This window comes from Streptomyces sp. S465, from assembly GCF_026898115.1.
Taxonomy (GTDB): domain Bacteria; phylum Actinomycetota; class Actinomycetes; order Streptomycetales; family Streptomycetaceae; genus Streptomyces; species Streptomyces luomodiensis.
Genome location: NZ_CP114036.1, coordinates 7,980,973 through 8,000,606, shown reverse-complemented (window position 1 = coordinate 8,000,606; position 19,634 = coordinate 7,980,973). Strand labels below are relative to the sequence as shown.

Below are 19,634 nucleotides of genomic sequence, written 5' to 3'. Positions count from 1 at the left end.
CGACAGCACGTGGACGGCGGCCGAAACCCCGTGGAAACCGTGTCCGGCGCATTCTGGATCTCGTTGTCCAAGTGGTGTGGTCATGGCCGGTTGGACGGACCGAGGAGGGGGAGCGAGTGCGCGTGCTCGTGGTGGAGGACGACCAGGAAATGGCGCAGGCGGTGGCGGTCGGCTTACGGCGGGCGCAGATGGCCGTCGACGTGGCGTACGACGGGGAGAGCGGTCTGGAGCGCGCTCTGCTCAGTGACTACGACGTGATCGTGCTGGACCGGGATCTGCCCGGGGTGCACGGCGACGAGATCTGTTCCGAGCTGATCACGTCGGGCTGCCGCAGCAGGGTGCTGATGCTGACCGCCGCCGCCTCGGCGGAGGATCTCGTCGACGGGCTGAATCTGGGGGCCGACGACTATCTGGCCAAGCCGTTCGACTTCCCGGTGCTGGTGGCCCGGATCGGGGCGCTGGCCCGGCGGGCGCATCCGGCCGTGCCGCCGGTGGTGCGCCACGGCGATCTCGTGGTGGACACGGCGCGCCGCAAGGCCACCCGGGCGGGCCGGCCGCTGGAGCTGGCGCCCAAGGAGTTCGGTGTGCTGGAGCTGCTGCTGTCGGCCAAGGGCCGGGCCGTTTCGGCGGAGGAGCTGCTGGAGCGGGTCTGGGACGAGGCCGCCGATCCGTTCACCAGCGCCGTGAAGATCACCATCAGCAGGCTGCGGGCCAAGCTGGGCGATCCGCCGGTGATCGAGACCGTCGCCAAGCGCGGCTACCGGATCTGAGGCCCGCCGATGCCGCCGCGCTCCCGGCTCACCGGCCGGCTCACGTCTTCGCCGCTTCCCCGGCTCACCGGCCGGTTCGCGCGTCCGCTGCTGCCACGGCGTACGGTCCGGCTGAAGCTGACCCTGCTGTACGGGGCGCTGTTCCTCATCTCCGGGGCGGCGCTGCTGACGGTCACGTATCTGCTGGTGCTCCACGCCAACGGCTCCCTCTCCGGGGTCCAGCCCGCCCCGGGCGGCGGTCGTCCGCGGGAGGGCGAGACCGCCGGGCCCGCCGCGCCGGTGCCGCCGCCCCAGGGACGCAGTGGGGAGAGTGTCCGCGACATCCTTCCGGGCCCGGCGCGGGAGCTCATGGAGCTTCAGCGGGACGCCCTGCTGCACGACCTCCTCGTTCAGTCCGCCATCGCGCTCGCGCTGATGTCGATGATCTCGATCGCGCTGGGCTGGGTGGTCGCCGGGCGGATACTGCGGCCGCTGCGTACGGTCATCGCCGCGGCCCGGGACATCTCGGCGACGAGTCTGCACCGGCGCCTGGCCCTCGAGGGCCCGAGCGACGAGCTCAAGGAGCTGGGCGACACGTTCGACGGTCTGCTCGGCCGGCTGGAGTCCTCGTTCGAGGCGCAGCGCCGGTTCGTCGCCAATGCCTCGCACGAGTTGCGCACCCCGCTCGCCCGGCAGCGGACGCTGGGGCAGCTCGCCCTGTCGGATCCCGACGCGGACGTGGCGTCGCTGCGCGCGGCGCATGAGCGGATTCTCGCCGCGGGCGCCCAGCAGGAGCGGCTGATCGAGGCGCTGCTCACGCTGGCCCGCGGCAACGCGGGCATCGAGGTGCGCCGGCCGTTCGACCTGGGCCGGCTCGCGCAGGAGGTCGTCACCGCGCGCCGGGCGGACGCGGAGCGGTGGCTGGTCACCCTGCGCTGCTCGCCGTCGGCCGCGGTCGCAGCGGGCCACCGGCCGCTGGCCGAGCGGCTCGTGGTCAATCTGGTGGACAACGCGCTGCGGCACAACGAGCCGCACGGCTGGGTGGAGGTGGCCGTGGCGGAGGGGCCCGGCCGGGCGGTGCTGACGGTGGCCAACTCCGGTCCGGTGGTGCCGCCGGGCGCGGTGGACCAGATGTTCCAGCCGTTCCAGCGGCTCGGCGACCCCCGGACGAACCGGGACGGCCTCGGTCTGGGGCTGTCGATCGTGCAGGCCATCGCGGTCGCGCACGACGCCACCCTCGGCGTCGAGGCCCGCCCGGAGGGTGGCCTGGTCTTCACGGTCGGCTTTCCGCACCCGCCCGCTCATGGGGCCGGGCCGGTGTCCCATCGGCGAGGGGCGCGGTGAGGAAGTCGATGAGCGCGGCGTTCACCGCGGCCGGTTTCTCCAGGTAGCCGTAGTGTCCGCAGCCGGGGATCTCGGTGTGGCGGGCGCCGGGGATGGCGTCGGCGACCTCGCGGGTGAGCTGCGGCCGCACGATCAGGTCGTGCTGGAAGCTCAGCACCAGGCACGGGCAGCGGATGGCCGCGTACGCCGGCAGCCGGTTGGGGATGAGTTGCAGGCCGAGCTGGCCGCGGACGGAGGCCAGGTCGACGGCGGAGAGCTCGAAGATGTCGAGCCAGTCGCGGAGCCGCTGTTCGTCGCCCAGGGTCTGCGGGGACAGGCTCTGTAGCGCGTTGACGTAGGCGGCGTAGCGGGGCGGGAGTTTCACCCCGCTGTCGGCCAGGTCCATCTCCGCGATCGCCTGGGCGGTGGCGAAGGTGTCGGCCCGGCCGCTGGTCGCCATCAGCACGGCCGCCCGGACGAGTTCCGGCCGGGCGAGGAGCAGTTCCTGGACGATGATGCCGCCCAGGGAGAAGCCCACGACCCGGCACGGGGCCGCGCCGAGGTGCTCGATGAGGCCCGCGATGTCCGCGGCCATGTCGTCGAGGGTGAAGCCCTCGGTGCCGGGATCGCTGGGCGGGATGCCCCGGTTGTCGACGGTGATCACTTTGAAGCCGGCCGCCTTGAGCGCGGGGACCTGGTGGGTGCGCCACATCCGGCCGGGGGCCCCGGTGCCGGTCACCATGACGACCGGGTCCCCCGTTCCGTGCTCCTCGTAGTGCAGCTGGATCCCGTTGATCCGGTGGACGGGCATGGTCAGGCCGGTCCGGGCTGCCAGAGCATGCCGTCGTCGGAGGTGATCAGCCCGCCGGGGAACATCGGCACGTCCGGGCCGAGGTCCTCGCCGAGGAACGCCCGGCTCTGCACCTGCGCCCCTTCCTGCATCGCCTGGCGCACCGCGGAGGAGCGGAACAGCGGGGTCATGTTGCCCTCGCTGTCGGTGGACATCTCCTCGATGGCGGAGACGAACTCCGCCGACTTGGACTTCATCCGCAGCGCGGCCGACTCGGCCCCGTCGAGGTCGAACTCCGAGGACGAGATGCCGGCGACCAGTTCGACGAAGGACTCCAGTTCGGTGTGCTGGTTCCGGGTGACCTTCTTCGCCGACCAGAAGTAGGAGTTCTCGTCGACGTGCATGTCGTAGAAGGACATCAGGAACTCGTAGAAGACACCGTACTCGCGGCGGTAGCGGGCCTCGAACTCGGTGAACGCGGCCTCTTCGGAGACCAGTCCGGCCAGGGTGCTGCCGATCGAGCGGGCCGCCAGCAGGGCGCTGTAGGTGGCCAGGTGGACACCGGAGGAGAAGACCGGGTCGACGAAGCAGGCGGCGTCGCCGATGAGCACCAGGCCGGGCCGCCAGAACGAGGTCTGGTGGTACGAGTAGTCCTTGCGCACCCGCAGCTGGCCGTACTGGCCCTCGGTCACCCGGGGGGTGTCCGCCAGGTAGTCCTTGATCATCGGGCATTCGTCGATGAGTGCCCGCAGGGCCTGCTCCGGATCGCCCTGGACCTTGTCGGCGTTCTCCCGCCGGACGACCGCGCCGACGCTGGTGAGGTCGGGGGTGAGCGGGATGTACCAGAACCAGCCGCTGGAGAACGCCACGGACAGGATGTTGCCCGAGTTGGGGGCGGGCAGCCGCTTACCGCCCCGGAAGTAGCCGAACAGCGCGAGGCTGCGGAAGAACTGCGAGTACTCCCGGGTGCCGCCCACCCGCTTGTGCAGCCGGCTGCCGTTGCCCGACGCGTCCACCACGAAGGTGGCGCGCACCTCGTGCTCGGTGCCGCCGGCGTCGGTGTACCGCACCCCGGTGACCCGCTCGCCGTCCTCGGTCACATCGGAGACCGTCGCCTGGAAGCGGACCTCGGCGCCCTTCTCCACCGCGTGTTCCAGCAGGATGGTGTCGAACTTCGAGCGTTCGACCTGGTACGCGTGCGAGGTGGCGCCCGCGATCTTCGGGGACACCGAGAAGGAGAACGTCCACGGTTCGGGGTTGGCGCCCCAGCGGAACGTGCCGCCCTTCTTCGGCGTGAAGCCGACCGCGGCCAGTTTCTCCGACACCCCGGTCAGCTTGCAGACGCCGTGGATCGTCGACGGCAGCAGCGATTCGCCGATCTGGTACCGCGGAAAGGTCTCCTTCTCCAGGATCAGGACGCGGTGGCCCTGCATGGCCACGAGCGCGGCCAGCGTCGAACCGCCGGGACCGCCCCCGACCACCACGACGTCGTAGTCATCGTGTGCCTCGTGGTCCTTGTGTCCCTGGTGTTCCTTGTACTCCTTGCGATCCTCACTGCTCATGTGTGCGCCTCCTGGCGTCGTTGCTTTTCGTGGTAGCGCGGCCGTGCGTCGCGGGTGGCGGTCATGCGCCGCGCCCCGCGAACCGGCTCACCTTGCGGATGACGTCCTCGCCGTACAGGCGCAGGGCCTGTTGCAGCGCGAACTCGGCCATGTAGCGGCGGAACTCCTCGACCGGTTCCTCGGCCCCGACCAGCATCCGCCGGTTGGGCACCACGGCCGGGCCGCGCAGCCGCTCCACGGCCCCGGCCACGGCCTCGTCGATCCGCTCCGGCTCCACGACCTCGTCGATCAGCAGCCGGGCGTCGGGGTCGGTGGCCCGGATGCGGCGGCCCTGGAGGATGACCTGCCGGGAGATCCGTGGTCCGGTGTGCCGGCCGAGCCGGAAGTTGCCCGCCCCCGGCACGATGCCCTCGCGGGCCGCGGGCAGGCTGAGATAGGCGTCCGACGCGGCCAGCACATGGTCGAAGACGAGCAGCAGCTGGGTGCCGCCGCCGATGGCGAATGTCTCGACGGCCGCGATCCAGGGTTTCTGGACCGTCGGGGAGTGCCAGGGCGCGTCCGTGGTGCGTACTCCCCTGACGAGTTTGTGGAGGTAGCCGAGTTCGCGGCGCAGCAGGAAGCCGACCAGCGAGATCTCGCCGGAGTGCAGGCTCTTGAGGTTGATGCCCGCGCTGAACACCCGCCGGCCCCGGTAGCGCGGATGGCTCATCGTGCCGCCGCGCACCACCCCCACCCGCACCTCGGGGTCGAGCAGCGCGAGGTCGACGGCGGTTTCCATGTCGTCGACCTGCTGCTCGTCCTCGGCGTTCAGGCAGTCGTCCCGGCACATGGTCAGATAGGCCGTGCCGTCCCGCCGCTCCATCCGGACGGAGGTCGTCTGAAGGACGCCGGTCCGGGTGAACGCGGGCAGCAGCCGCAGCGCCCGCGGTGTCGGCCGGAGCATCGCGTCGAGCAGATGCGGCCCCGACCGGGGCGAGCCCAGGACGGCGCGCAGGAAGACGCCCTGGTCGATCTCGTATCCCTCCTTGTCCGCCTGCCGCCGGCCGCGGTCGGCCGCGAGCTGCCCGGCCGTGGGCAGCAGCGCGGGGAACTCGGCCGCGCCGGCCGCGACGAGTTCGGCGATCCGGAGTTCGTCGGCGCGGCCGCGGGTGAGGTGGTCGTACACGGCGTCGGCGTGGGTCCGCAGATAGCGGGTCCGCAGTGCCCTGGCGGTGTCCTTCGCCGCGGCGATCTCCGTCCGCTGCTCGGGCAGCCGCGCGCCGGGTTCGGGCAGCACCGCCACCAGTTCGTCGACGCGGCGGGCCGCGTCCCGCAGCTCCGGCCACAGCGGGACGGTCACGACGCCTCCACCACTGGGGTCCGCAACGCCCGGTCGCAGGCGGCCAGATGCGGGCCGAGGGCGTCCTCGAAGCTGGTCGTCGCGGCGTCGAAAAGCAGTTGCCGCCGGATGGCGACCTCCTTGCCGGTCAGCCCGCCGGCCAGCGCGGCGGCGGCCGCGACCGCACCGGCCGGGTCGTCGGCCAGCTCGTCGGCGACGCCGAGCGCGACCGCCTCGGGGGCCTCGATGGGCAGGCCGAACAGCAGCGCCCGGCGGACCCGCGCGGCGCCCGCCAGCTGGACCAGCCGGTAGCCGGCCATGCCGGGCCAGGTCGCCGTCCCGTCACCGGGGACGAGCAGCCGGGTGCCCGGGGTGACCACCCGGATGTCGCAGGTGAGGAACGCGTCCAGGGCCGGGCCGCCGCAGTCGCCCGAGGCCACCGCGACCGTGGCCCGCGGCAGCCGCTCCAGTCGGCGCAGGGTCCGCTCCCACTTGTTGATCCCCATCACCTCCAGGCCGTCGGTCCAGCCCGCCGCCGGGGCGCCGCTGACCCGTACGGCGACGACTCCGGCGCCGGGGCGGTCCTCGGCCTGGTCGCACACGGTGCGCACGGCGTGCACGGTCGCGGCCGACGGCGGCTGGGCCCCGTCGATGACCACGGTCAGCGGTTCTTCCATGACACCCTCCGTGGTCACCACTGGACCAGCGCCGTCTCGATCGTGGAGCCGGGCCCCATGGTCATCAGTAGGCCGTACTCGCCCGGTTGGGCGATTCCCTCGTCCAGGAGCCGTTCGTAGGAGAACAGGAACGAGCCGCTGGACACGTTGCCGTAGTCGCGCAGCACGCCCACGGTGTGCCGGACGTCGTGGCGGGTCAGTCCGAGATTGACCACGACGGCGTCGATGACCTTCTTGCCGCCCGAGTGCACCAGCCAGTGGGCGATGTCGCTGCGGCGCAGGCCGGTGCCGGCCAGCAGCCGGTCCACGGCCAGTTCGGCGTGGGCGCCGACCACATAGGGGATCAGCGGGTCCAGGTAGAAGCTGTAGCGGCCCTGGTCCCGGTCCCAGTCGTAGCGCATGGCGTCGCAGGCGTCGGGGATGAGGCAGCTGGCGAACTTGATGATGCGCGGCCCCTCGGGGCCGGCCACGCCGTCCGGGCCCGAGCGGAGCGCGATGGCGCTCGCGCCGTCGCCGAAGAGGCTGTTGACGACGGCGGTGCGCATCGTTGAGTCGATCGTGTACGCGGCGGAGCAGGCTTCGGCGCAGAGCACGACGGCGAGTTCGCCGGGGTGGGCCGCGGCCCATCCCGCGACCACGTTCAGCGCGTTCAGGCCGGCGTTGCAGCCCATGCCCACGATGTCGGAGCGGCCGCAGTGCCGGTCGATGCCGAGTTCCTTGATGAGCAGGGCGCTCAGTCCCGGGGTGAGCAGTCCGGTGGAGGTCACACAGCACAGGTGGCGCAGTTCGGACAGGTCGGCGCCGGCCCGCTTCAGACAGGCGCGCAGCGCCTCGGCGCCCATCTCGATGGCCTTGGCCTTGTGCTTGTCGAGCAGGTCGCCCTGCGGTTCGTGGACGCGGCCGCCGGTGCCGTCCGGCGGCGGGAGCGTCAGGTGGCGGCGCTCGATGGCGCTGTTGAGGAAGACGGAACGGATCTTGGAGTCGGTGATCCGGAAGGCGTCGAGCACCTCCCGCTGGGTGTACGACGTGGACGTCACCGCCGTGCCCACGCCGAGGGCGCGGGGCCGCGACTCGGCTGCCAGGGTCATCTGAAGGTCCACCCCCACATGCGCGGCTTGCTCCGAGGCCGTCGCTTGCGACTCAGTCCGGACACGTGTCTCACCTTTCTCGCTGGGTACCGCTGGTGCGCGGCTGCGCGCTGTGCGCCTCGATGAAGCGGGCGAGCCTCGCCGTGCCCTCTTCGATCTCGGCGGGTGTCAGATAGCTGATGGACAGCCGGATGCCGTGGTGGCCGCCGGTGCCGGGATGGAAGTGCGTCATCGGCGTCCAGATCACGCCGAAGTCCTGTGCGGACGTGGTCAGTACGGTGTTGTCCACCCGGAACGGGACCCGCAGGGTGAGGAAGAAGCCGCCGCCGGGCTCGTTCCAGCGCACCCCGAGGGCCTCCCGGCGGGCGGCGGGCAGCCGGGCGTCCAGCTGCCGCAGCACCTCCCGCATCGCCTGGCCGTAGTAGGCGGCCGCCTCGGCGTTCAGCTCCGACAGCCGGCCACGGGCGCCGAGCAGCGCGCCCGCCACGGCGGCCTGGCTCAGCGACGAGGTGTTCACCGTCACCATGCTCTTGATCTTGGCGAGTTCGTCCGCCAGCAGCCGCTCGCCGCCCGAGGCGTCCCGGACCCGCTGGTCGGCGACGACGAAGCCGACCCGGGCGCCGGGGAAGACGGTCTTGGAGTACGAGCCCAGATGCACCACGCGGCGGGCCCGGTCCAGGGACTTCAGCGTGGGCTCGGGGGTGCCGGGGCTCACCTGCCGGTACGGGCTGTCCTCCAGGATCAGGAAGTCGTGGCGCCCGGCCAGCTCCAGCAGCTCTTCCCGGGCCCTCGGCCCCATGGTGTTCCCGGACGGGTTGGAGTGGTCGGGCACCACGTAGAAGGCGCGGGGGCGGCGGCCGCGCGCCTTCTCCGCCAGCACCGCGGCCTCCAGGTCGGCGGCGCTGAAGCCGTCCTCGCGCTCCTCCACCGGGCGCACGGCCACATCGAGCAGCCGGGCCGCGCCGGTGATCCCCACGTAGCAGGGGCTGGAGACCAGCAGTACGTCGTCGGGGCCGGTGATGAGCGCGCGCAGCACCAGCAGCATGGCCTCCTGGGCGCCGACGGTCACCACGATGGCCTCGGCCGGCACGTCGATGTCCTCGTCCGCGCGCAGCGCGTCCGCGACGATCCGGCGGATCAGCCCCGCGGTCGGCCCGTACTGGTACAGCGCGGTGCGGATGTCGGCCGGCCCGCTCCCCTGTTCCGCCAGGTGGTCCAGATACCGGCGGATGTGGCCGAAGACCTGCTCGGTGTCGAAGAAGCCGTCGTACGGCCGGCCCGGGGCGAAGGAAATGGCGTCCGGATAGCGATGGGTCACCTCATTGAGGAAGTTCATCGTGTCCAGCACCGGCTCGGAAACGCTGCCGTGCAGCTCCGCCATTTCCAGATATTCCCGCGAACGGGTTTGCGCGGCAACGGTGGTTCCTGCCATGAATTTCCCCCGGCGACAATGGATGAGGGTGGCTCGGATGCCTTAGCTTCACACGCTCGTCAGCGTTTCGACAACGCCGTCCAATTGGCCGGACTGCGCACTTGGACGGCGTATCCGACGGCGTCGAGCCCGGCCTCGATCCGCTCGGCGTCGGCCGTGGGAACGGGGATGCGCACGCTCAGCCCGCTCTCCCCCGCGGCCTCCACGGCGATGTTGTCGGCGGCGACGCCGAAGGCCGCGACGGCGCCCAGCAACCGGGCCAGCTCGCCGGACCGGTCCGGCACCAGGACCCGCAGCGCCGCCCGCCCCTCGGGCGGCCCGGCGCCCGGCCGCGGGAGCCGGGCGAGCCCGGCGACGCCCCGGGCGAGCAGCTCCTCCAGAGTCCGTACGCCCTGGTCGCGGCCCTGGTCGTCGGCCTCGGCGAGCATGTCCAGCGCCGCCGCCACCCGGGAGAGGTCCGCTCGCAGCTCCTGCACCACCCCGGCCATGGCCCGCGCGTTGGACCGCAGGATGTCGCCCCACAGCCGGGGGTCGCCGGCGGCGATCCGGGTCACATCGCGCAGGCCCTGCCCGGCCAGCAGCGGCACCCCGGCCGGGCCGTCGCGCAGCCGGGCCGCCATCACAGCGGCCAGCAGATGCGGAACGTGCGAGGTCAGCGCCACCACCTCGTCGTGTTCCCGGCTCCGCATCACCACCGGGGCGGCGCCGCACAGCTCCGCCAGCTCCAGGCCCCGGTCCAGGGCCGCGCGCGAGGTCAGCGGGTGCGGCGTCAGCGCCCAGGGCCGGCCCCGGAACAGCTCGGCCCGCGCCGCCAGCGGCCCGGACCGCTCCCGGCCGGCCAGCGGATGGCCGCCGACGTAGGCGGCGGGGTCCGGGGAGCGGCCGAGCACGGCTCGCTCCGGACCGGCCTTCACGCTCGCCACATCGGTGTAGGCGCGGGCCAGGCCGCGGCCCTGACAGGCGATCAGGACGGCGGCGACCTGGCTCGGCGGCACCGCGAGCACGGCCAGGTCGACCGCTTCGGGCGGCTCCTGCGCGCGGCCCGCGCCGAGTGCGGCGGCGGTCCTGGCGGCGGTCCTGTCGCGGTCGGAGAGATACACCGACACGCCCTGCGCGGCGGCGGCGAGCGCGACCGAGGTACCGATCAGGCCGGTGCCGATGACAGCCATGGTGCGCATCACAAGACATCACCCGTCCAAGGGAACCGCGCCCGGAAACACATGCGCGGCACACAGATTATGAAGGCGGCACAGTTTATGAAGAAGGTGCGGCGTCCACGAGTGCGATAACCCCTGGAATGACTGCGATGGCTGGACGCGCGAAGGGCCGCCTAGAGTTCGGCGGGCTCGGTTTTCTTCCGGATCTGGGGGACAGACATGAGGAATTCATCGAAGGCAGCCCAGCCGCTCGCGGATCTCACCGTCGACTATGTCGAGTTGTATGTGGAGAACCTGGATTCGAGCGCTTCCCAGTGGGTCGAGCGGTATGCGTTCACCGTCGTCGGCCGCGGCGGCTCCGCCGACCACCGCAGCCTGGCGCTGCGGCAGGGGCGGATCACCCTCGTCCTCACCGAGGCGACCTCCGGCCACCACCCCGCCTCGGCGTATGTGCTCACCCACGGCGAGGGCGTGGCGGACATCGCGCTGCGCACCGCAGATGTGCCGGCGGCCTTCGAGGCCGCGGTGGCGGGCGGCGCCCGGGTCCACCGGCGGCCGGTCCGGCACACCGGTGACGGCCCGGCCGTGACCGCCGCGCTGGGGGGCTTCGGGGACGTCGTCCACACCCTGGTCCAGCGCGCCCCGGGGGCCGGCCCCGGGCTGCCCGCCGGCTTCGTACCGGCGGAGCCGGCCGCCGCCCCGCCGAGCACCGGGGTGGGCCTGCTCGACCTCGACCACATCGCGGTCTGCCTGGACACCGGCGGACTCGGCCCGGCCGTCGCCTACTACCAGCAGGCACTCGGCTTCCGGGACGTCTTCGCGGAGCACATCGTCGTGGGCGCCCAGGCGATGCACTCGAAGGTCGTGCAGAGCCCGGCCGGCACCGTCACGCTCACCCTCATCGAGCCCGACGACACGGCCCTGCCGGGGCAGATCGACGAGTTCCTGAAGAGCCACCAGGGCGCGGGCGTGCAGCACCTGGCCTTCTCCTCCCAGGACGCCGTCCACTCCGTACGCGCCCTCGCCGACCGCGGCGTCGTCTTCCTCACCACCCCGGACGCGTACTACGACCTGCTCGGGGAGCGGATCGACCTCGGCCCGCGGCGCCTCGCCGACCTGCGCGCCACCGGAGTGCTCGCCGACGAGGACCACGACGGGCAGCTGTTCCAGATCTTCACCGCCTCCACCCACCCGCGGCACACCCTCTTCTACGAGGTCATCGAGCGGCAGGGCGCCCAGACCTTCGGCAGCGCCAACATCAAGGCGCTGTACGAGGCCGTGGAGCTGGAGAGGACCGGGCAGCGTGACGTCCGGCGCTGACCGGTCGGCGGCCACCGCCGAGTGCGTGGCCGACTTCGAGCACGCCGCCGCCGCCGTTCTGCCCCCCGACGTCCGGGACTTCGTGGCGGGCGGCAGCGGTGCCGAGACGACGCTGGCCGCCAACCGCGCGGCCTTCGACCGCACCTTCCTCGTCCCCCGGGTGCTGCGGGACGTCTCGCGGTGCACCACGGACGCCACGCTGCTCGGCCGGCCGGCGGCGATGCCGCTGGCCGTGGCCCCGGTCGCCTATCACCGGCTGGTCAGCCCGGACGGTGAACTCGCCACCGCGCGGGCGGCGAAGGCCGCGGGGGTGCCGTTCACGGTCTCCACGCTGAGCAGCGTGCCGGTCGAGGAGATCACCGCGGTCGGCGGGGCCGTCTGGTTCCAGCTGTACTGGCTGCGCGACGGCGCCCGGACGCTGGAGCTCGCCCGCCGGGCCGAGGACGCCGGCTGCGAGGCGCTCATGCTCACCGTCGACGTGCCGTGGATGGGCCGTCGGCTGCGGGACGTGCGCAACCGGTTCACGCTCCCGGCCGAGGTGCGGGCCGCCAACATCGACACCGGCGGTACGGCGCACCTCAGACCCACGGCCGGCTCGGCCGTGGCCGCGCACACCGGCCAGGCGTTCTCCCCGGCGCTGACCTGGGCCACGGTGGCCCGGCTGCGGGAACACACCCGACTGCCGCTGGTGCTCAAGGGCGTCCTGGCACCGGAGGACGCGCTGCGCGCCGCCGAGTCGGGGGTCGACGCGGTGGTGGTCTCCAACCACGGCGGCCGTCAGCTCGACGGCGCCGTGCCGAGCCTGGACGCGCTGGCGGAGCTGGCACCCGTGCTCGGCGGCCGCTGTGAACTGCTGCTCGACAGCGGCGTCCGCAGCGGTACGGACATCCTGCGGGCCCTGGCCCTCGGCGCGGCCGGGGTGCTGGTGGGGCGGCCGGTGATGTGGGGCCTGGCCGCGGCCGGCGAGGCGGGCGTGCGGCGGGTGTTCGAGCTGCTCGCCGCCGAACTGCGGACGTCCCTGGGGCTGGCGGGCTGCGCCGATGTCACCGAGGCCCGTGGCCTGCGCACCGTACGCTGAGCGGCGCGGCCACCGCACACCGCACATACCGCATACCGAACCGGCCAGGACGGATCTTTCTGTCCTGGCCGGTTCGGTGTGCCGGAATGCCGGAATGCCGGCATGTGGGTATGTGGGTATGTCGGCGTGACCTGGTGGGCCGGAGCTGTCCAACCGGAGAGCCTCGCTGGTTGGACGCCCCGGGTGGGACCCCTGGTCCAGGCGAGCTGGTCTAGGCGAGCTGGAGATCCACCCGCACCGCGATCTCGTCCCACATCCCCGCGCACTCACGGGCGAGGCTGGCGACGATGCTGCTGCAGTGCGGCGGTACGTTCGCGATGATTTCCTGCCATTCCTCCGGCTTGAGCATGTTGACGTTGAGCAGCCGGAGCAGCCTGCGGCCCGTTTCGTTGAACCGCAGGGCGGGGTCCGAGGTGAGGCGGTGCACGGCCGCGAGGCGCTCGGCCATCGGGACCACCGCGGCGGCGGCCGCGCCCGCCGTGGCCCGGTCCAGCGCCGCCTCGGCCGCTCGGCCCGCGGTCGCCTTGGCCGCGCCGCGCGACTTCGGCAGGGGGTCCTCGCCCCTGCTCATACGGTTTCTGACGTCCCGGGCCGTCTCCGGGGAGATCCCCGCGGCGCGGGCGATCTGCCGCAGTGACAGGCCCGGGTTGGCCGTGATGAGCCTGCTCGCCAGTTCGCGCCCCGCGGCGCTGTTGATGGGACGGACCCGGCCGTCCTGGCCGATCCGACTGCCGCCGTCCACCTCCTGGGCCGACGTCCGGCGGCGGATCTCGGCCACGGTGCCCGCCGAGATGCCCGACACCGACGCGATCATCCGGTCCGACCACTGGGGGTGCGACACGATGATGCGCGCGGCCGCGGACTTCCGGTCCGCCATCGACAGCGGCAGTCCATGAGTGATGTTCGATCCGACGGCGAGGACGAACGCGTCGGCCTTGCTGCCGTCGAAGAACCTGATCCTGATCTTCTTGTCGCCGCGGAGCTCCGCGGCCCGTAGCCGGTGCACGCCGTCGACCACCCGCATCGTGGACCGGTGAACGATGATGGGCGGTAACGGCGCTTCGGTTTCCGCCAGCGCTTGTATGTGCTCCGGATCCTCCCCTGAACTTCTGGGTGATTCAGCTGTCGATATCGACGCGATGTCGACTTCGACAACCACTTCCTCGAGTTCTTGCTCGAACATCGCCACCCCCCGCTCCAAGGCGAGCTCGCCTCGAAAGGAATTCCATACGGGGGGTGGCAGACGAACTCTGGACGCCGCACCGAAGATCGCCGACCGTGACCGAACAAAGTCGGCCACCCCCCGTTGCTCCACTTCGCACAATCGCGAAAAGGCCGTTCGTCTTCTGTCGCCGACTCTAACAGCGGTCCGGCGGTTTGACACCCCGTATCCACACCACGTGACGCCATCCGCGCAGCGGCGGTGGCCTGCCCTTCTGACGTGCTTGTTGGGACCAGCGAGACAGGACGTATCCCATGAGGCTCAAGCACCGCCGCTGCACACCGCTATTCACGCGGCGTCTCGCTCCCCGGCCGCGTGAAAAATGATTCCACAGCCCATGCCGCGGCGCCCATGGTTTCTGTCCCGCCGGCGGGACAGAAACCATGGGCGAAGGCTCTACGCAGAGTTGTCGCGGCGTTATGCGGAGTTCCTTACACCCCCAAGGCAGGAGGGTCGGTCGCGGGGCCGGGAATACCCGGAACGGGGTCGTCGGCCGCCGCCTCGTCCAGTATCTGGATGATCCACTCCCGGAAATCGAGCCCGGCGATCTCCGCGGCACGCTGCCAACGGATTCTGCGTTCGGCGACGACGCTCACGTGCACGACGGCCCGCTCGTCCGGTTCCTCAGGAGTTTGACGCCGCATCCGCATGCGCCGACGCAACTCATTCCGCGTCCAGCCCCCCTCCTCGGCCCGGGTCAGCCATACGTCCTGCTCGGCCTCGGACACGGCGGCCACCTCGGCGTGATGCTGGAAGCTCAGCCTGGCCCGCCGTCGACCGGGCTCGAACTTCCGGGCCACCCACGCGTAGTTGCGGAGGGTCTGGTAGTCGAGCGAGGTCTGCTTCAGCGCCCGGCGGTAGCGGTCGGGATAGTGCTCCTGGCCGAAGATGAGCCAGTCGCCCAGCCACCATGCCGAGGAGTCGGCGATGGTGTGGATCTGCTGACCGAGGTGGCGCCACTCGGACAGCGACAGATCGGGAGGGAGTGACAATCCGGTTCTTCGCGTGGTCGTCCGTCCATGTACGGGGATGGACATCGTGCACACCTCACCTGCCCTCGTCGTCGGCGCGCCCATCCTCCCCAGGGGGCGGTTTCGGCGAGGTTTCACCGCATCCGGCCGGATCGCGCCGCGACACCGACGGACGACGCCGGGCCGGCCGTCGGCGTTACGGCGCCGAAACCCCGGCAGGGCTCTACTGGACGCATGGATGCGGAATCCGTCTCACCGCGAGCCGACCGAGGAGGCTACATGGTCACCGCAGCCCGGCGGTGTGCCGAATGCGGCGCCGAGTTCACCTGGACCAGCAGGAACCCGACGCGCAGGTTCTGCGACTCCAGATGCAAGAACCGGTGGTGGCGGGCCAACCGCCGCAGCGCGGACACCCCGGATCTCGCGGCCGCCACGGACCGGGTGCACCGCCGGTCGCCGGTGCCCCCGCTCAGCACCGACCACGAGTGCCCGAACTGCGGACAGCACATCACCGTGCTCAATCTGATCGTCGCGGCCGACAGCACCCCCGGCGGATGAGGCGCCGCCGGCCGACCACCACGATCAGCCGAATCACCGGGCCACTGCCGGGCCGCTGCCCCGCTGCAGCTCGCCGGTGAGCGCGTAGTCGGGGTGGACGCCGTCGTCGCTGATGGTCGTGGTGAACTCGAACGCGAACCGGTCACCCGGCCCCACCGGCAGGCCCTCGAAGGGGCGGCCCACCGCAGCGAATAGGAATGAACGGCCCGCCAAGCTTGACCAGGCGCTCCCGCGCGTCCCGCAGCACGGAGCCCGCGCCCTCGGAGCCGCCGAGCGTGCCGATGATCTCGGAGACACACTCGTCAGCGTGTCGGCGAGGCCCTCGTTTTCACCTGCCTGGAGCCTGACCTGCCAGGGCGCCGGAAGCGTCAGACCAGGCTCTGGCGTTACGGGCTCGCATCGTGTTGGCCTGCGCAGGCCCCGACATCCCTCCCATCGTCCAGGTGGCCCGGGACCTGCGGATTGCCGCGGACACGGTGCGCAAGTGGCGGCGGCGGTTCCTGGCCGAGCGGCTGGACGGCCTGGCCGACGAGCCCCGGCCGGGACAACCGCCGACCATCAGCGCGTGGATCAGGTCCCCGCACAGTGGCGTCCCGTCACCATCGAACGCGGCTGGAGCAAGCACGCCGAGGGCTCCGTCCTCATCTCCTTCGGAGACAACTGGATCGAACACGAGCTGCCCTGCCGTGAACTGTGCGGGTGCCGCACGGGGCAGCTCTCAGCAGTAGGAGTAGGGGGCGGTGATGAACTCGGTCAGAACCGTGCCGCCGGGGTCGAGCGCGTAGACCCCGCGACCGCCGAACAGATGGTTGATCTCGCCCTCCTTGGACTTGTGCGGGTCCGCCCAGAACCTGATCGACTTCTCCTTCAGGCGCTCCAGGATCGAGTCGAACTCGTCGTCGGTCACGAGAAAGGCGAGGTGGCTCTCGTTGATGCGGTCCGGCGGGACCAGGGCGTCGGCGAAGTCGATGCCGACGTTGTTCGATGTGTCCACCTGGGTGAACAGGCCCCAGTCGCAGGGGGCGGGGGCGTCCATCAGCTCGGCCAGGAACGCGGCGGACTCACGCCGGTCGCGGCAGTGGACGATGATGTGGTTCAGCTCGTTGGGCATCGTGTCTCCTGTGAATGCGACAGACCCGGCGTCCTGGCCGGGCTTCCTGGTGCGCGCCGGGAACGGTTGTTTCCCGGCCCGTTGCGCGTGCAGGTGGATTCCTGCGGGGCGGGGCCGGCGCCCTCGGTGCCGCTTTTGATCAGGCCGGACGTCGTGTCGGCGCTGTTCGAGCGGACCGCCGCTCGTCCTGCTCCGCTGGAACCTGGCCGGCGGTACTCCCTTTCCGCGGGCGCGGCGGGGCCGGGCGGCCGGGAACCACACCGCGGTCACGGCAGAAGGAGCCGGGGCGGTGCGGCCGGTTCGGTCCCCGGTTCACAGACGCTGGGCGATGGCCCAGGTCCGCGCGCGGTCTTCCGCGTCGAAGAGGTCGGTGTGGGTGATCATGACCTCGGTGGCCCCGGCGTCGAGATAGCGGTGCAACCCGGCGGCGACGGTGTCCTCGTCGCCGGCGATCAGCAGGTCCGCCGCGCTCGACAATCCCTCGGTCGCGATGACCTTCTGGTAGGACGGGATGCTGTCGTAGAAGTCGAGGGCGGCCGATACGCGGTCGCGGGCGGCTGCGGCATCGTCGGTGACCACCGCGGGCACCCCGGCCACGATCTGCGGGGCCGGCCGCCCGGCCGCGGCGGCGGCTTCGGTGATGACCGGCACGATCTGTTCGGCGAGCGTGCGGGGCCCGGCGAGGAACGGAATCGTTCCCTCGGCCAGCTCGCCCGCAGCCGCGAGGGCCCGCGGCCCCATCGCGGCCACCAGGACCGGGACCGCCGGGGAAGCCCCGGCCACGGCCGTCGAGCCGACCGGGCGGGACGCCAGCGTCTCCCCTTCGAAGGCGGTGTCGTCGCCGTCCAGCAGCGGGCGCAGCGCGGTGAGGTACTCGCGCAGGTGCTGGATCTGCGGCGGATACGGCAGGCCGAACTGCGGCTCGAGCACAGTGCGTGCGCCGAGCCCGACACCGAGCCGGAAACGCCCTGCGGCAGCCGCCTGCGCCGTCTTCGCCGCCGCCGCGAGCAGCAGAGGATGGCGGGGATACATCGGCACGACCGAGGTGCCTACGTGGACCCTGGGCTCCGCCCGGCCCACCAGCGCCGCGAGCTGGGGCGCGTCGTACGCCGACGCCTGCCCGAACCACACGGTCTGCACGCCGGCGTCGGCCACCTCGTGCGCGAACTCCACAGCCCGGTCCACAAGGTTGGTCATGCCGGGTTCCTGCGCGGACGTGCCTCCACCTCCCAGAAACACTCCGACCCGCATTCCGGCAGCGTTCATCCCGAGCTCCTTCGCCTGTTCCGGTCCATAGGACTGACGTCGTCATCGCCGCAGCCTCTGTCCCGCCGCGCCACGGTGATTACATTTTCTGAAATCACCGTACACCTTGATTGCAGTCTCTGCAGTCGTTACTCTGCGTGCCATGGGACGATGGCCGGCCGGCACGCAGGAACGACTGCAGGAAGCCGCGATCGAGTTGTTCGCCGAGCGCGGCTACGAACGCACGACAGTCGCCGAGATCGCGACGCGAGCCGGCCTGACCGAGCGCACCTTCTACAACCACTTCGCCGACAAGCGCGAGGTGCTCTTCCCCGACCAGGACCGGTTCATCGCCGAGGTCTGTGAAGCGGTGGGCGCGGCACCCGCGGAGCAGTCCCCGCTCGACGCGATCGCCGCGGCATTCACGGCCCGCAGTCACTGGTTCGACCAGCGCCGGGACGCAGCACAGCGCCGCAGGCACATCCTCGACGCACATACCGATCTGCGGGAACGCGAACGGGCGAAACTGGCGGCCCTCGGCGAGGCGATCGCCGGCGCACTGCGCACGCGGGGAATCTCCGACCCGGCGGCCACGCTGACCGCCACCGTCTCCGTCGCCGCCTACCAGCTCGCCTCAGCCCGGTGGCTGGCCGACCCGCAGCATGGCACGTTCGGGCATCACCTGCACGCAAGCTTCGAGGATCTGCACCGCACCGCACGCAGCTGGTAGCGCGGGAAGATCTTGATCTGCGGGTCGTCCTGTCGCCCGTGGCCTGGCTGTGGGCACGGTTGAACGGCTAACGCTCCGGCCAGGTCGTACGGCGGGACGGCCACGAGCCGCTCGGACTCGACACCCGTGGACAGCTTGAAGGTGTCCGTCAGATGCGGCTTGAGCTGGAACTTCCGCCAGATGCGGCCGACGGTGGACTTCGACAGGCCGCTGTGCTCTGCCATCGACTCGCGCGACCAGTGGGTGGCGTTCTTCGGGATCTCCGACGCCAGAGCCTGGGCGGAGTTCGCCCGCCGCGTCCAGCGTTCCAGCACAGCACGCTCATCATCCGCCAACAGCAGCGGCTCCGACTTCGGACCACGACGCGGCACCGGCACCCCGGCAGAAGAACTCATGCGAGATCTGACGACGGACTACCGGCGCAGGACACTAGTCGGTCCGGGAGAACCGTCGTGCGGCGGCGGCCAACGCTGTCAGAGCGAGCAGGCTGAGTGCCGCGACTTCAAGCATCACGGGCACCTGCCATCCCGCCCAGTGCAGTCCCGCCCCTGTGTTGCCGGAACCGTCGGTGGCCAGAGTCTGGCGCATCGCGTCTGTCGCGTAGCTGAGTGGGTTGGCCAGCACCGCGCCCTGGAGCCAGCCGGGGAGGCCGTTGCTGGGAAAGAAGGCCCCGGACAGGAAGATCAACGGGGTCATGGCGATTCCGACAACGGACTGGAATGTCTCCATGCGTTCGACGCTGACAGCAGCCAGTGCGCCTAGTGCGGTGAAGGCCAGCGTGATCGCGAGAAGTTCCATGACGAGCGGCACCAGCAGTAGCGGAGCGAACGTGGCGCCGAAGAGCGCGGCCGTCATGAGCAGCAGCACCCCATGGGCAGTTGCCGCTGTGGCGCCGCCCAGGCAGATTCCGCTGATCAACGCGGTGCGGTGTACTGGCGCTACGAGCATCTCGCGCAGGAAGCCGGCGTGCCGGTCCCACACGATCGACATCCCGGTGTTCAGCGCGGGTGCCATCACGACCATGAGTACGGCTCCGGGCAGGAGATACGTGCGGTAGTCGGTGCCGTCGGCGCCCGCCCTGGCTGTCACGGAGTTCATCCCTGTTCCGAGCACCAGCAGGAACAGCAGGGGGGTGAGGAGGCTCATGACGCTGCCGATCCGATTGCGCGAGAGCCGGATGAGCTCGCGCTGCCACATCACCCTGACCGCGCGCAAGTCCCCAGCGAGGCCGCCGAAGCCGGCCGGGGGCCCGTCCCACGACGCCTCCAGCCGGGACTCGGGAGAAGCTTCGGTACGCGCCATG

General features: G+C 71.5%; 20 protein-coding genes and 2 pseudogenes. 8 read left to right on the top strand and 14 right to left on the bottom strand.

Annotated elements, in window-relative coordinates:
• The first annotated feature begins 116 nt into the window (after window positions 1–116).
• Both N6H00_RS34025 and N6H00_RS34020 read left to right on the top strand, forming a co-directional pair.
• On the top strand, window positions 117–770 hold the full coding sequence (locus tag N6H00_RS34025) for a response regulator transcription factor (RefSeq protein WP_268975674.1): 654 nt from the start codon (window positions 117–119) through the stop codon (window positions 768–770).
• 9 nt (window positions 771–779) lie between these two features.
• Window positions 780–2,093: a sensor histidine kinase gene (locus tag N6H00_RS34020; protein WP_268975673.1), complete on the top strand. Its 1,314-nt coding sequence runs from the start codon at window positions 780–782 to the stop codon at window positions 2,091–2,093.
• On the opposite strand, the gene N6H00_RS34015 is transcribed toward N6H00_RS34020, so the two are convergent.
• The 7 genes from N6H00_RS34015 to N6H00_RS33985 form a co-directional block, all read right to left on the bottom strand.
• Window positions 2,023–2,883: an alpha/beta fold hydrolase gene (locus N6H00_RS34015; RefSeq protein ID WP_268975671.1), complete on the bottom strand. Its 861-nt coding sequence runs from the start codon at window positions 2,881–2,883 to the stop codon at window positions 2,023–2,025. The genes N6H00_RS34020 and N6H00_RS34015 overlap by 71 nt on opposite strands.
• A gap of 2 nt (window positions 2,884–2,885) precedes the next feature.
• Complete coding sequence (locus N6H00_RS34010) at window positions 2,886–4,424, bottom strand: tryptophan 7-halogenase (protein ID WP_268975670.1); 1,539 nt, start codon at window positions 4,422–4,424, stop codon at window positions 2,886–2,888.
• 61 nt (window positions 4,425–4,485) lie between these two features.
• Entirely contained in the window at window positions 4,486–5,763 is a 1,278-nt protein-coding gene (dpgC, locus tag N6H00_RS34005; RefSeq protein WP_268975668.1) for a (3,5-dihydroxyphenyl)acetyl-CoA 1,2-dioxygenase DpgC, read from the bottom strand.
• Window positions 5,760–6,419, bottom strand: coding sequence for an enoyl-CoA-hydratase DpgB (gene dpgB, locus N6H00_RS34000; protein WP_268975667.1), 660 nt, complete (start codon window positions 6,417–6,419; stop codon window positions 5,760–5,762). The genes dpgC and dpgB overlap by 4 nt, the downstream gene beginning before the upstream one ends.
• 14 nt (window positions 6,420–6,433) lie before the next feature.
• Window positions 6,434–7,507, bottom strand: coding sequence for a 3,5-dihydroxyphenylacetyl-CoA synthase DpgA (dpgA, locus tag N6H00_RS33995; protein ID WP_268975666.1), 1,074 nt, complete (start codon window positions 7,505–7,507; stop codon window positions 6,434–6,436).
• A 70-nt stretch (window positions 7,508–7,577) separates the two neighbouring features.
• The gene (locus tag N6H00_RS33990; protein WP_443073129.1) at window positions 7,578–8,939 is read right to left on the bottom strand and encodes an aminotransferase-like domain-containing protein; all 1,362 of its coding nucleotides are present in this window, start codon (window positions 8,937–8,939) and stop codon (window positions 7,578–7,580) included.
• Window positions 8,940–8,998: 59 nt separating this feature from the next.
• Complete coding sequence (locus N6H00_RS33985) at window positions 8,999–10,108, bottom strand: prephenate dehydrogenase (protein ID WP_268975663.1); 1,110 nt, start codon at window positions 10,106–10,108, stop codon at window positions 8,999–9,001.
• A 207-nt stretch (window positions 10,109–10,315) separates the two neighbouring features.
• Between N6H00_RS33985 and hppD the strand changes: the two genes are divergently transcribed.
• Both hppD and N6H00_RS33975 read left to right on the top strand, forming a co-directional pair.
• Window positions 10,316–11,416: a 4-hydroxyphenylpyruvate dioxygenase gene (gene hppD / locus N6H00_RS33980; protein ID WP_268975662.1), complete on the top strand. Its 1,101-nt coding sequence runs from the start codon at window positions 10,316–10,318 to the stop codon at window positions 11,414–11,416.
• Window positions 11,400–12,494: an alpha-hydroxy acid oxidase gene (locus tag N6H00_RS33975; protein ID WP_268975661.1), complete on the top strand. Its 1,095-nt coding sequence runs from the start codon at window positions 11,400–11,402 to the stop codon at window positions 12,492–12,494. The genes hppD and N6H00_RS33975 overlap by 17 nt, the downstream gene beginning before the upstream one ends.
• Window positions 12,495–12,705: 211 nt before the next feature.
• Here N6H00_RS33975 and N6H00_RS33970 read toward each other — a convergent pair whose 3' ends face one another.
• Both N6H00_RS33970 and N6H00_RS33965 read right to left on the bottom strand, forming a co-directional pair.
• Entirely contained in the window at window positions 12,706–13,518 is an 813-nt protein-coding gene (locus N6H00_RS33970) for a hypothetical protein (RefSeq protein WP_443073128.1), read from the bottom strand.
• A gap of 629 nt (window positions 13,519–14,147) precedes the next feature.
• On the bottom strand, window positions 14,148–14,708 hold the full coding sequence (locus tag N6H00_RS33965) for an LmbU family transcriptional regulator (RefSeq protein WP_268975659.1): 561 nt from the start codon (window positions 14,706–14,708) through the stop codon (window positions 14,148–14,150).
• Window positions 14,709–14,966: 258 nt separating this feature from the next.
• On the opposite strand from N6H00_RS33965, the gene N6H00_RS33960 reads away from it, so the two are divergent.
• Window positions 14,967–15,245, top strand: a complete 279-nt coding sequence (locus tag N6H00_RS33960) for a hypothetical protein (RefSeq protein ID WP_268975658.1) — start codon at window positions 14,967–14,969, stop codon at window positions 15,243–15,245.
• Between the two features lie 33 nt (window positions 15,246–15,278).
• On the opposite strand, the gene N6H00_RS33955 is transcribed toward N6H00_RS33960, so the two are convergent.
• Window positions 15,279–15,428: a hypothetical protein gene (locus N6H00_RS33955; protein WP_268975657.1), complete on the bottom strand. Its 150-nt coding sequence runs from the start codon at window positions 15,426–15,428 to the stop codon at window positions 15,279–15,281.
• Between the two features lie 197 nt (window positions 15,429–15,625).
• Here N6H00_RS33955 and N6H00_RS33950 point away from each other — a divergent pair.
• Window positions 15,626–15,805, top strand: a pseudogene (locus tag N6H00_RS33950) (helix-turn-helix domain-containing protein); the annotation flags it as partial.
• A gap of 5 nt (window positions 15,806–15,810) precedes the next feature.
• Window positions 15,811–15,903 (top strand): annotated as a pseudogene (gene rph / locus N6H00_RS33945) (ribonuclease PH); the annotation flags it as partial.
• A 60-nt stretch (window positions 15,904–15,963) separates the two neighbouring features.
• Here rph and N6H00_RS33940 read toward each other — a convergent pair.
• Both N6H00_RS33940 and N6H00_RS33935 read right to left on the bottom strand, forming a co-directional pair.
• Window positions 15,964–16,356 (bottom strand): VOC family protein, encoded by a 393-nt coding sequence (locus N6H00_RS33940; RefSeq protein ID WP_268975656.1) that lies wholly within the window; start codon window positions 16,354–16,356, stop codon window positions 15,964–15,966.
• 312 nt (window positions 16,357–16,668) lie between these two features.
• Window positions 16,669–17,607, bottom strand: a complete 939-nt coding sequence (locus N6H00_RS33935; protein ID WP_268977226.1) for a TIGR03564 family F420-dependent LLM class oxidoreductase — start codon at window positions 17,605–17,607, stop codon at window positions 16,669–16,671.
• Window positions 17,608–17,764: 157 nt separating this feature from the next.
• On the opposite strand from N6H00_RS33935, the gene N6H00_RS33930 reads away from it, so the two are divergent.
• Window positions 17,765–18,331 (top strand): TetR/AcrR family transcriptional regulator, encoded by a 567-nt coding sequence (locus N6H00_RS33930; RefSeq protein WP_268975654.1) that lies wholly within the window; start codon window positions 17,765–17,767, stop codon window positions 18,329–18,331.
• Here N6H00_RS33930 and N6H00_RS40645 read toward each other — a convergent pair.
• Together N6H00_RS40645 and N6H00_RS33920 are read right to left on the bottom strand one after the other, a co-directional pair.
• Window positions 18,280–18,726 (bottom strand): hypothetical protein, encoded by a 447-nt coding sequence (locus N6H00_RS40645; RefSeq protein WP_443073127.1) that lies wholly within the window; start codon window positions 18,724–18,726, stop codon window positions 18,280–18,282. The genes N6H00_RS33930 and N6H00_RS40645 overlap by 52 nt on opposite strands.
• 34 nt (window positions 18,727–18,760) lie before the next feature.
• On the bottom strand, window positions 18,761–19,633 hold the full coding sequence (locus N6H00_RS33920) for an ABC transporter permease (RefSeq protein WP_268975653.1): 873 nt from the start codon (window positions 19,631–19,633) through the stop codon (window positions 18,761–18,763).
• Window position 19,634: the final 1 nt, after the last annotated feature.

What these genes read in the sequence shown, in the direction of transcription:
- N6H00_RS34020 (WP_268975673.1), top strand. Translation starts at nt 780, where the DNA reads ATGCCGCCGCGCTCCCGGCTCACCGGCCGGCTCACGTCTTCGCCGCTT.
- N6H00_RS33985 (WP_268975663.1), bottom strand. Translation starts at nt 10,108, where the DNA reads ATGGCTGTCATCGGCACCGGCCTGATCGGTACCTCGGTCGCGCTCGCC.
- N6H00_RS33930 (WP_268975654.1), top strand. Translation starts at nt 17,765, where the DNA reads ATGGGACGATGGCCGGCCGGCACGCAGGAACGACTGCAGGAAGCCGCG.
- N6H00_RS33990 (WP_443073129.1), bottom strand. Translation starts at nt 8,939, where the DNA reads ATGGCAGGAACCACCGTTGCCGCGCAAACCCGTTCGCGGGAATATCTG.
- N6H00_RS34010 (WP_268975670.1), bottom strand. Translation starts at nt 4,424, where the DNA reads ATGAGCAGTGAGGATCGCAAGGAGTACAAGGAACACCAGGGACACAAG.
- N6H00_RS33960 (WP_268975658.1), top strand. Translation starts at nt 14,967, where the DNA reads ATGGTCACCGCAGCCCGGCGGTGTGCCGAATGCGGCGCCGAGTTCACC.
- dpgA (WP_268975666.1), bottom strand. Translation starts at nt 7,507, where the DNA reads ATGACCCTGGCAGCCGAGTCGCGGCCCCGCGCCCTCGGCGTGGGCACG.
- dpgB (WP_268975667.1), bottom strand. Translation starts at nt 6,419, where the DNA reads ATGGAAGAACCGCTGACCGTGGTCATCGACGGGGCCCAGCCGCCGTCG.
- N6H00_RS40645 (WP_443073127.1), bottom strand. Translation starts at nt 18,726, where the DNA reads ATGAGTTCTTCTGCCGGGGTGCCGGTGCCGCGTCGTGGTCCGAAGTCG.
- N6H00_RS34015 (WP_268975671.1), bottom strand. Translation starts at nt 2,883, where the DNA reads ATGCCCGTCCACCGGATCAACGGGATCCAGCTGCACTACGAGGAGCAC.
- N6H00_RS33935 (WP_268977226.1), bottom strand. Translation starts at nt 17,607, where the DNA reads ATGCGGGTCGGAGTGTTTCTGGGAGGTGGAGGCACGTCCGCGCAGGAA.
- N6H00_RS33940 (WP_268975656.1), bottom strand. Translation starts at nt 16,356, where the DNA reads ATGCCCAACGAGCTGAACCACATCATCGTCCACTGCCGCGACCGGCGT.
- N6H00_RS33970 (WP_443073128.1), bottom strand. Translation starts at nt 13,518, where the DNA reads ATGCGGGTGGTCGACGGCGTGCACCGGCTACGGGCCGCGGAGCTCCGC.
- hppD (WP_268975662.1), top strand. Translation starts at nt 10,316, where the DNA reads ATGAGGAATTCATCGAAGGCAGCCCAGCCGCTCGCGGATCTCACCGTC.
- N6H00_RS33920 (WP_268975653.1), bottom strand. Translation starts at nt 19,633, where the DNA reads ATGGCGCGTACCGAAGCTTCTCCCGAGTCCCGGCTGGAGGCGTCGTGG.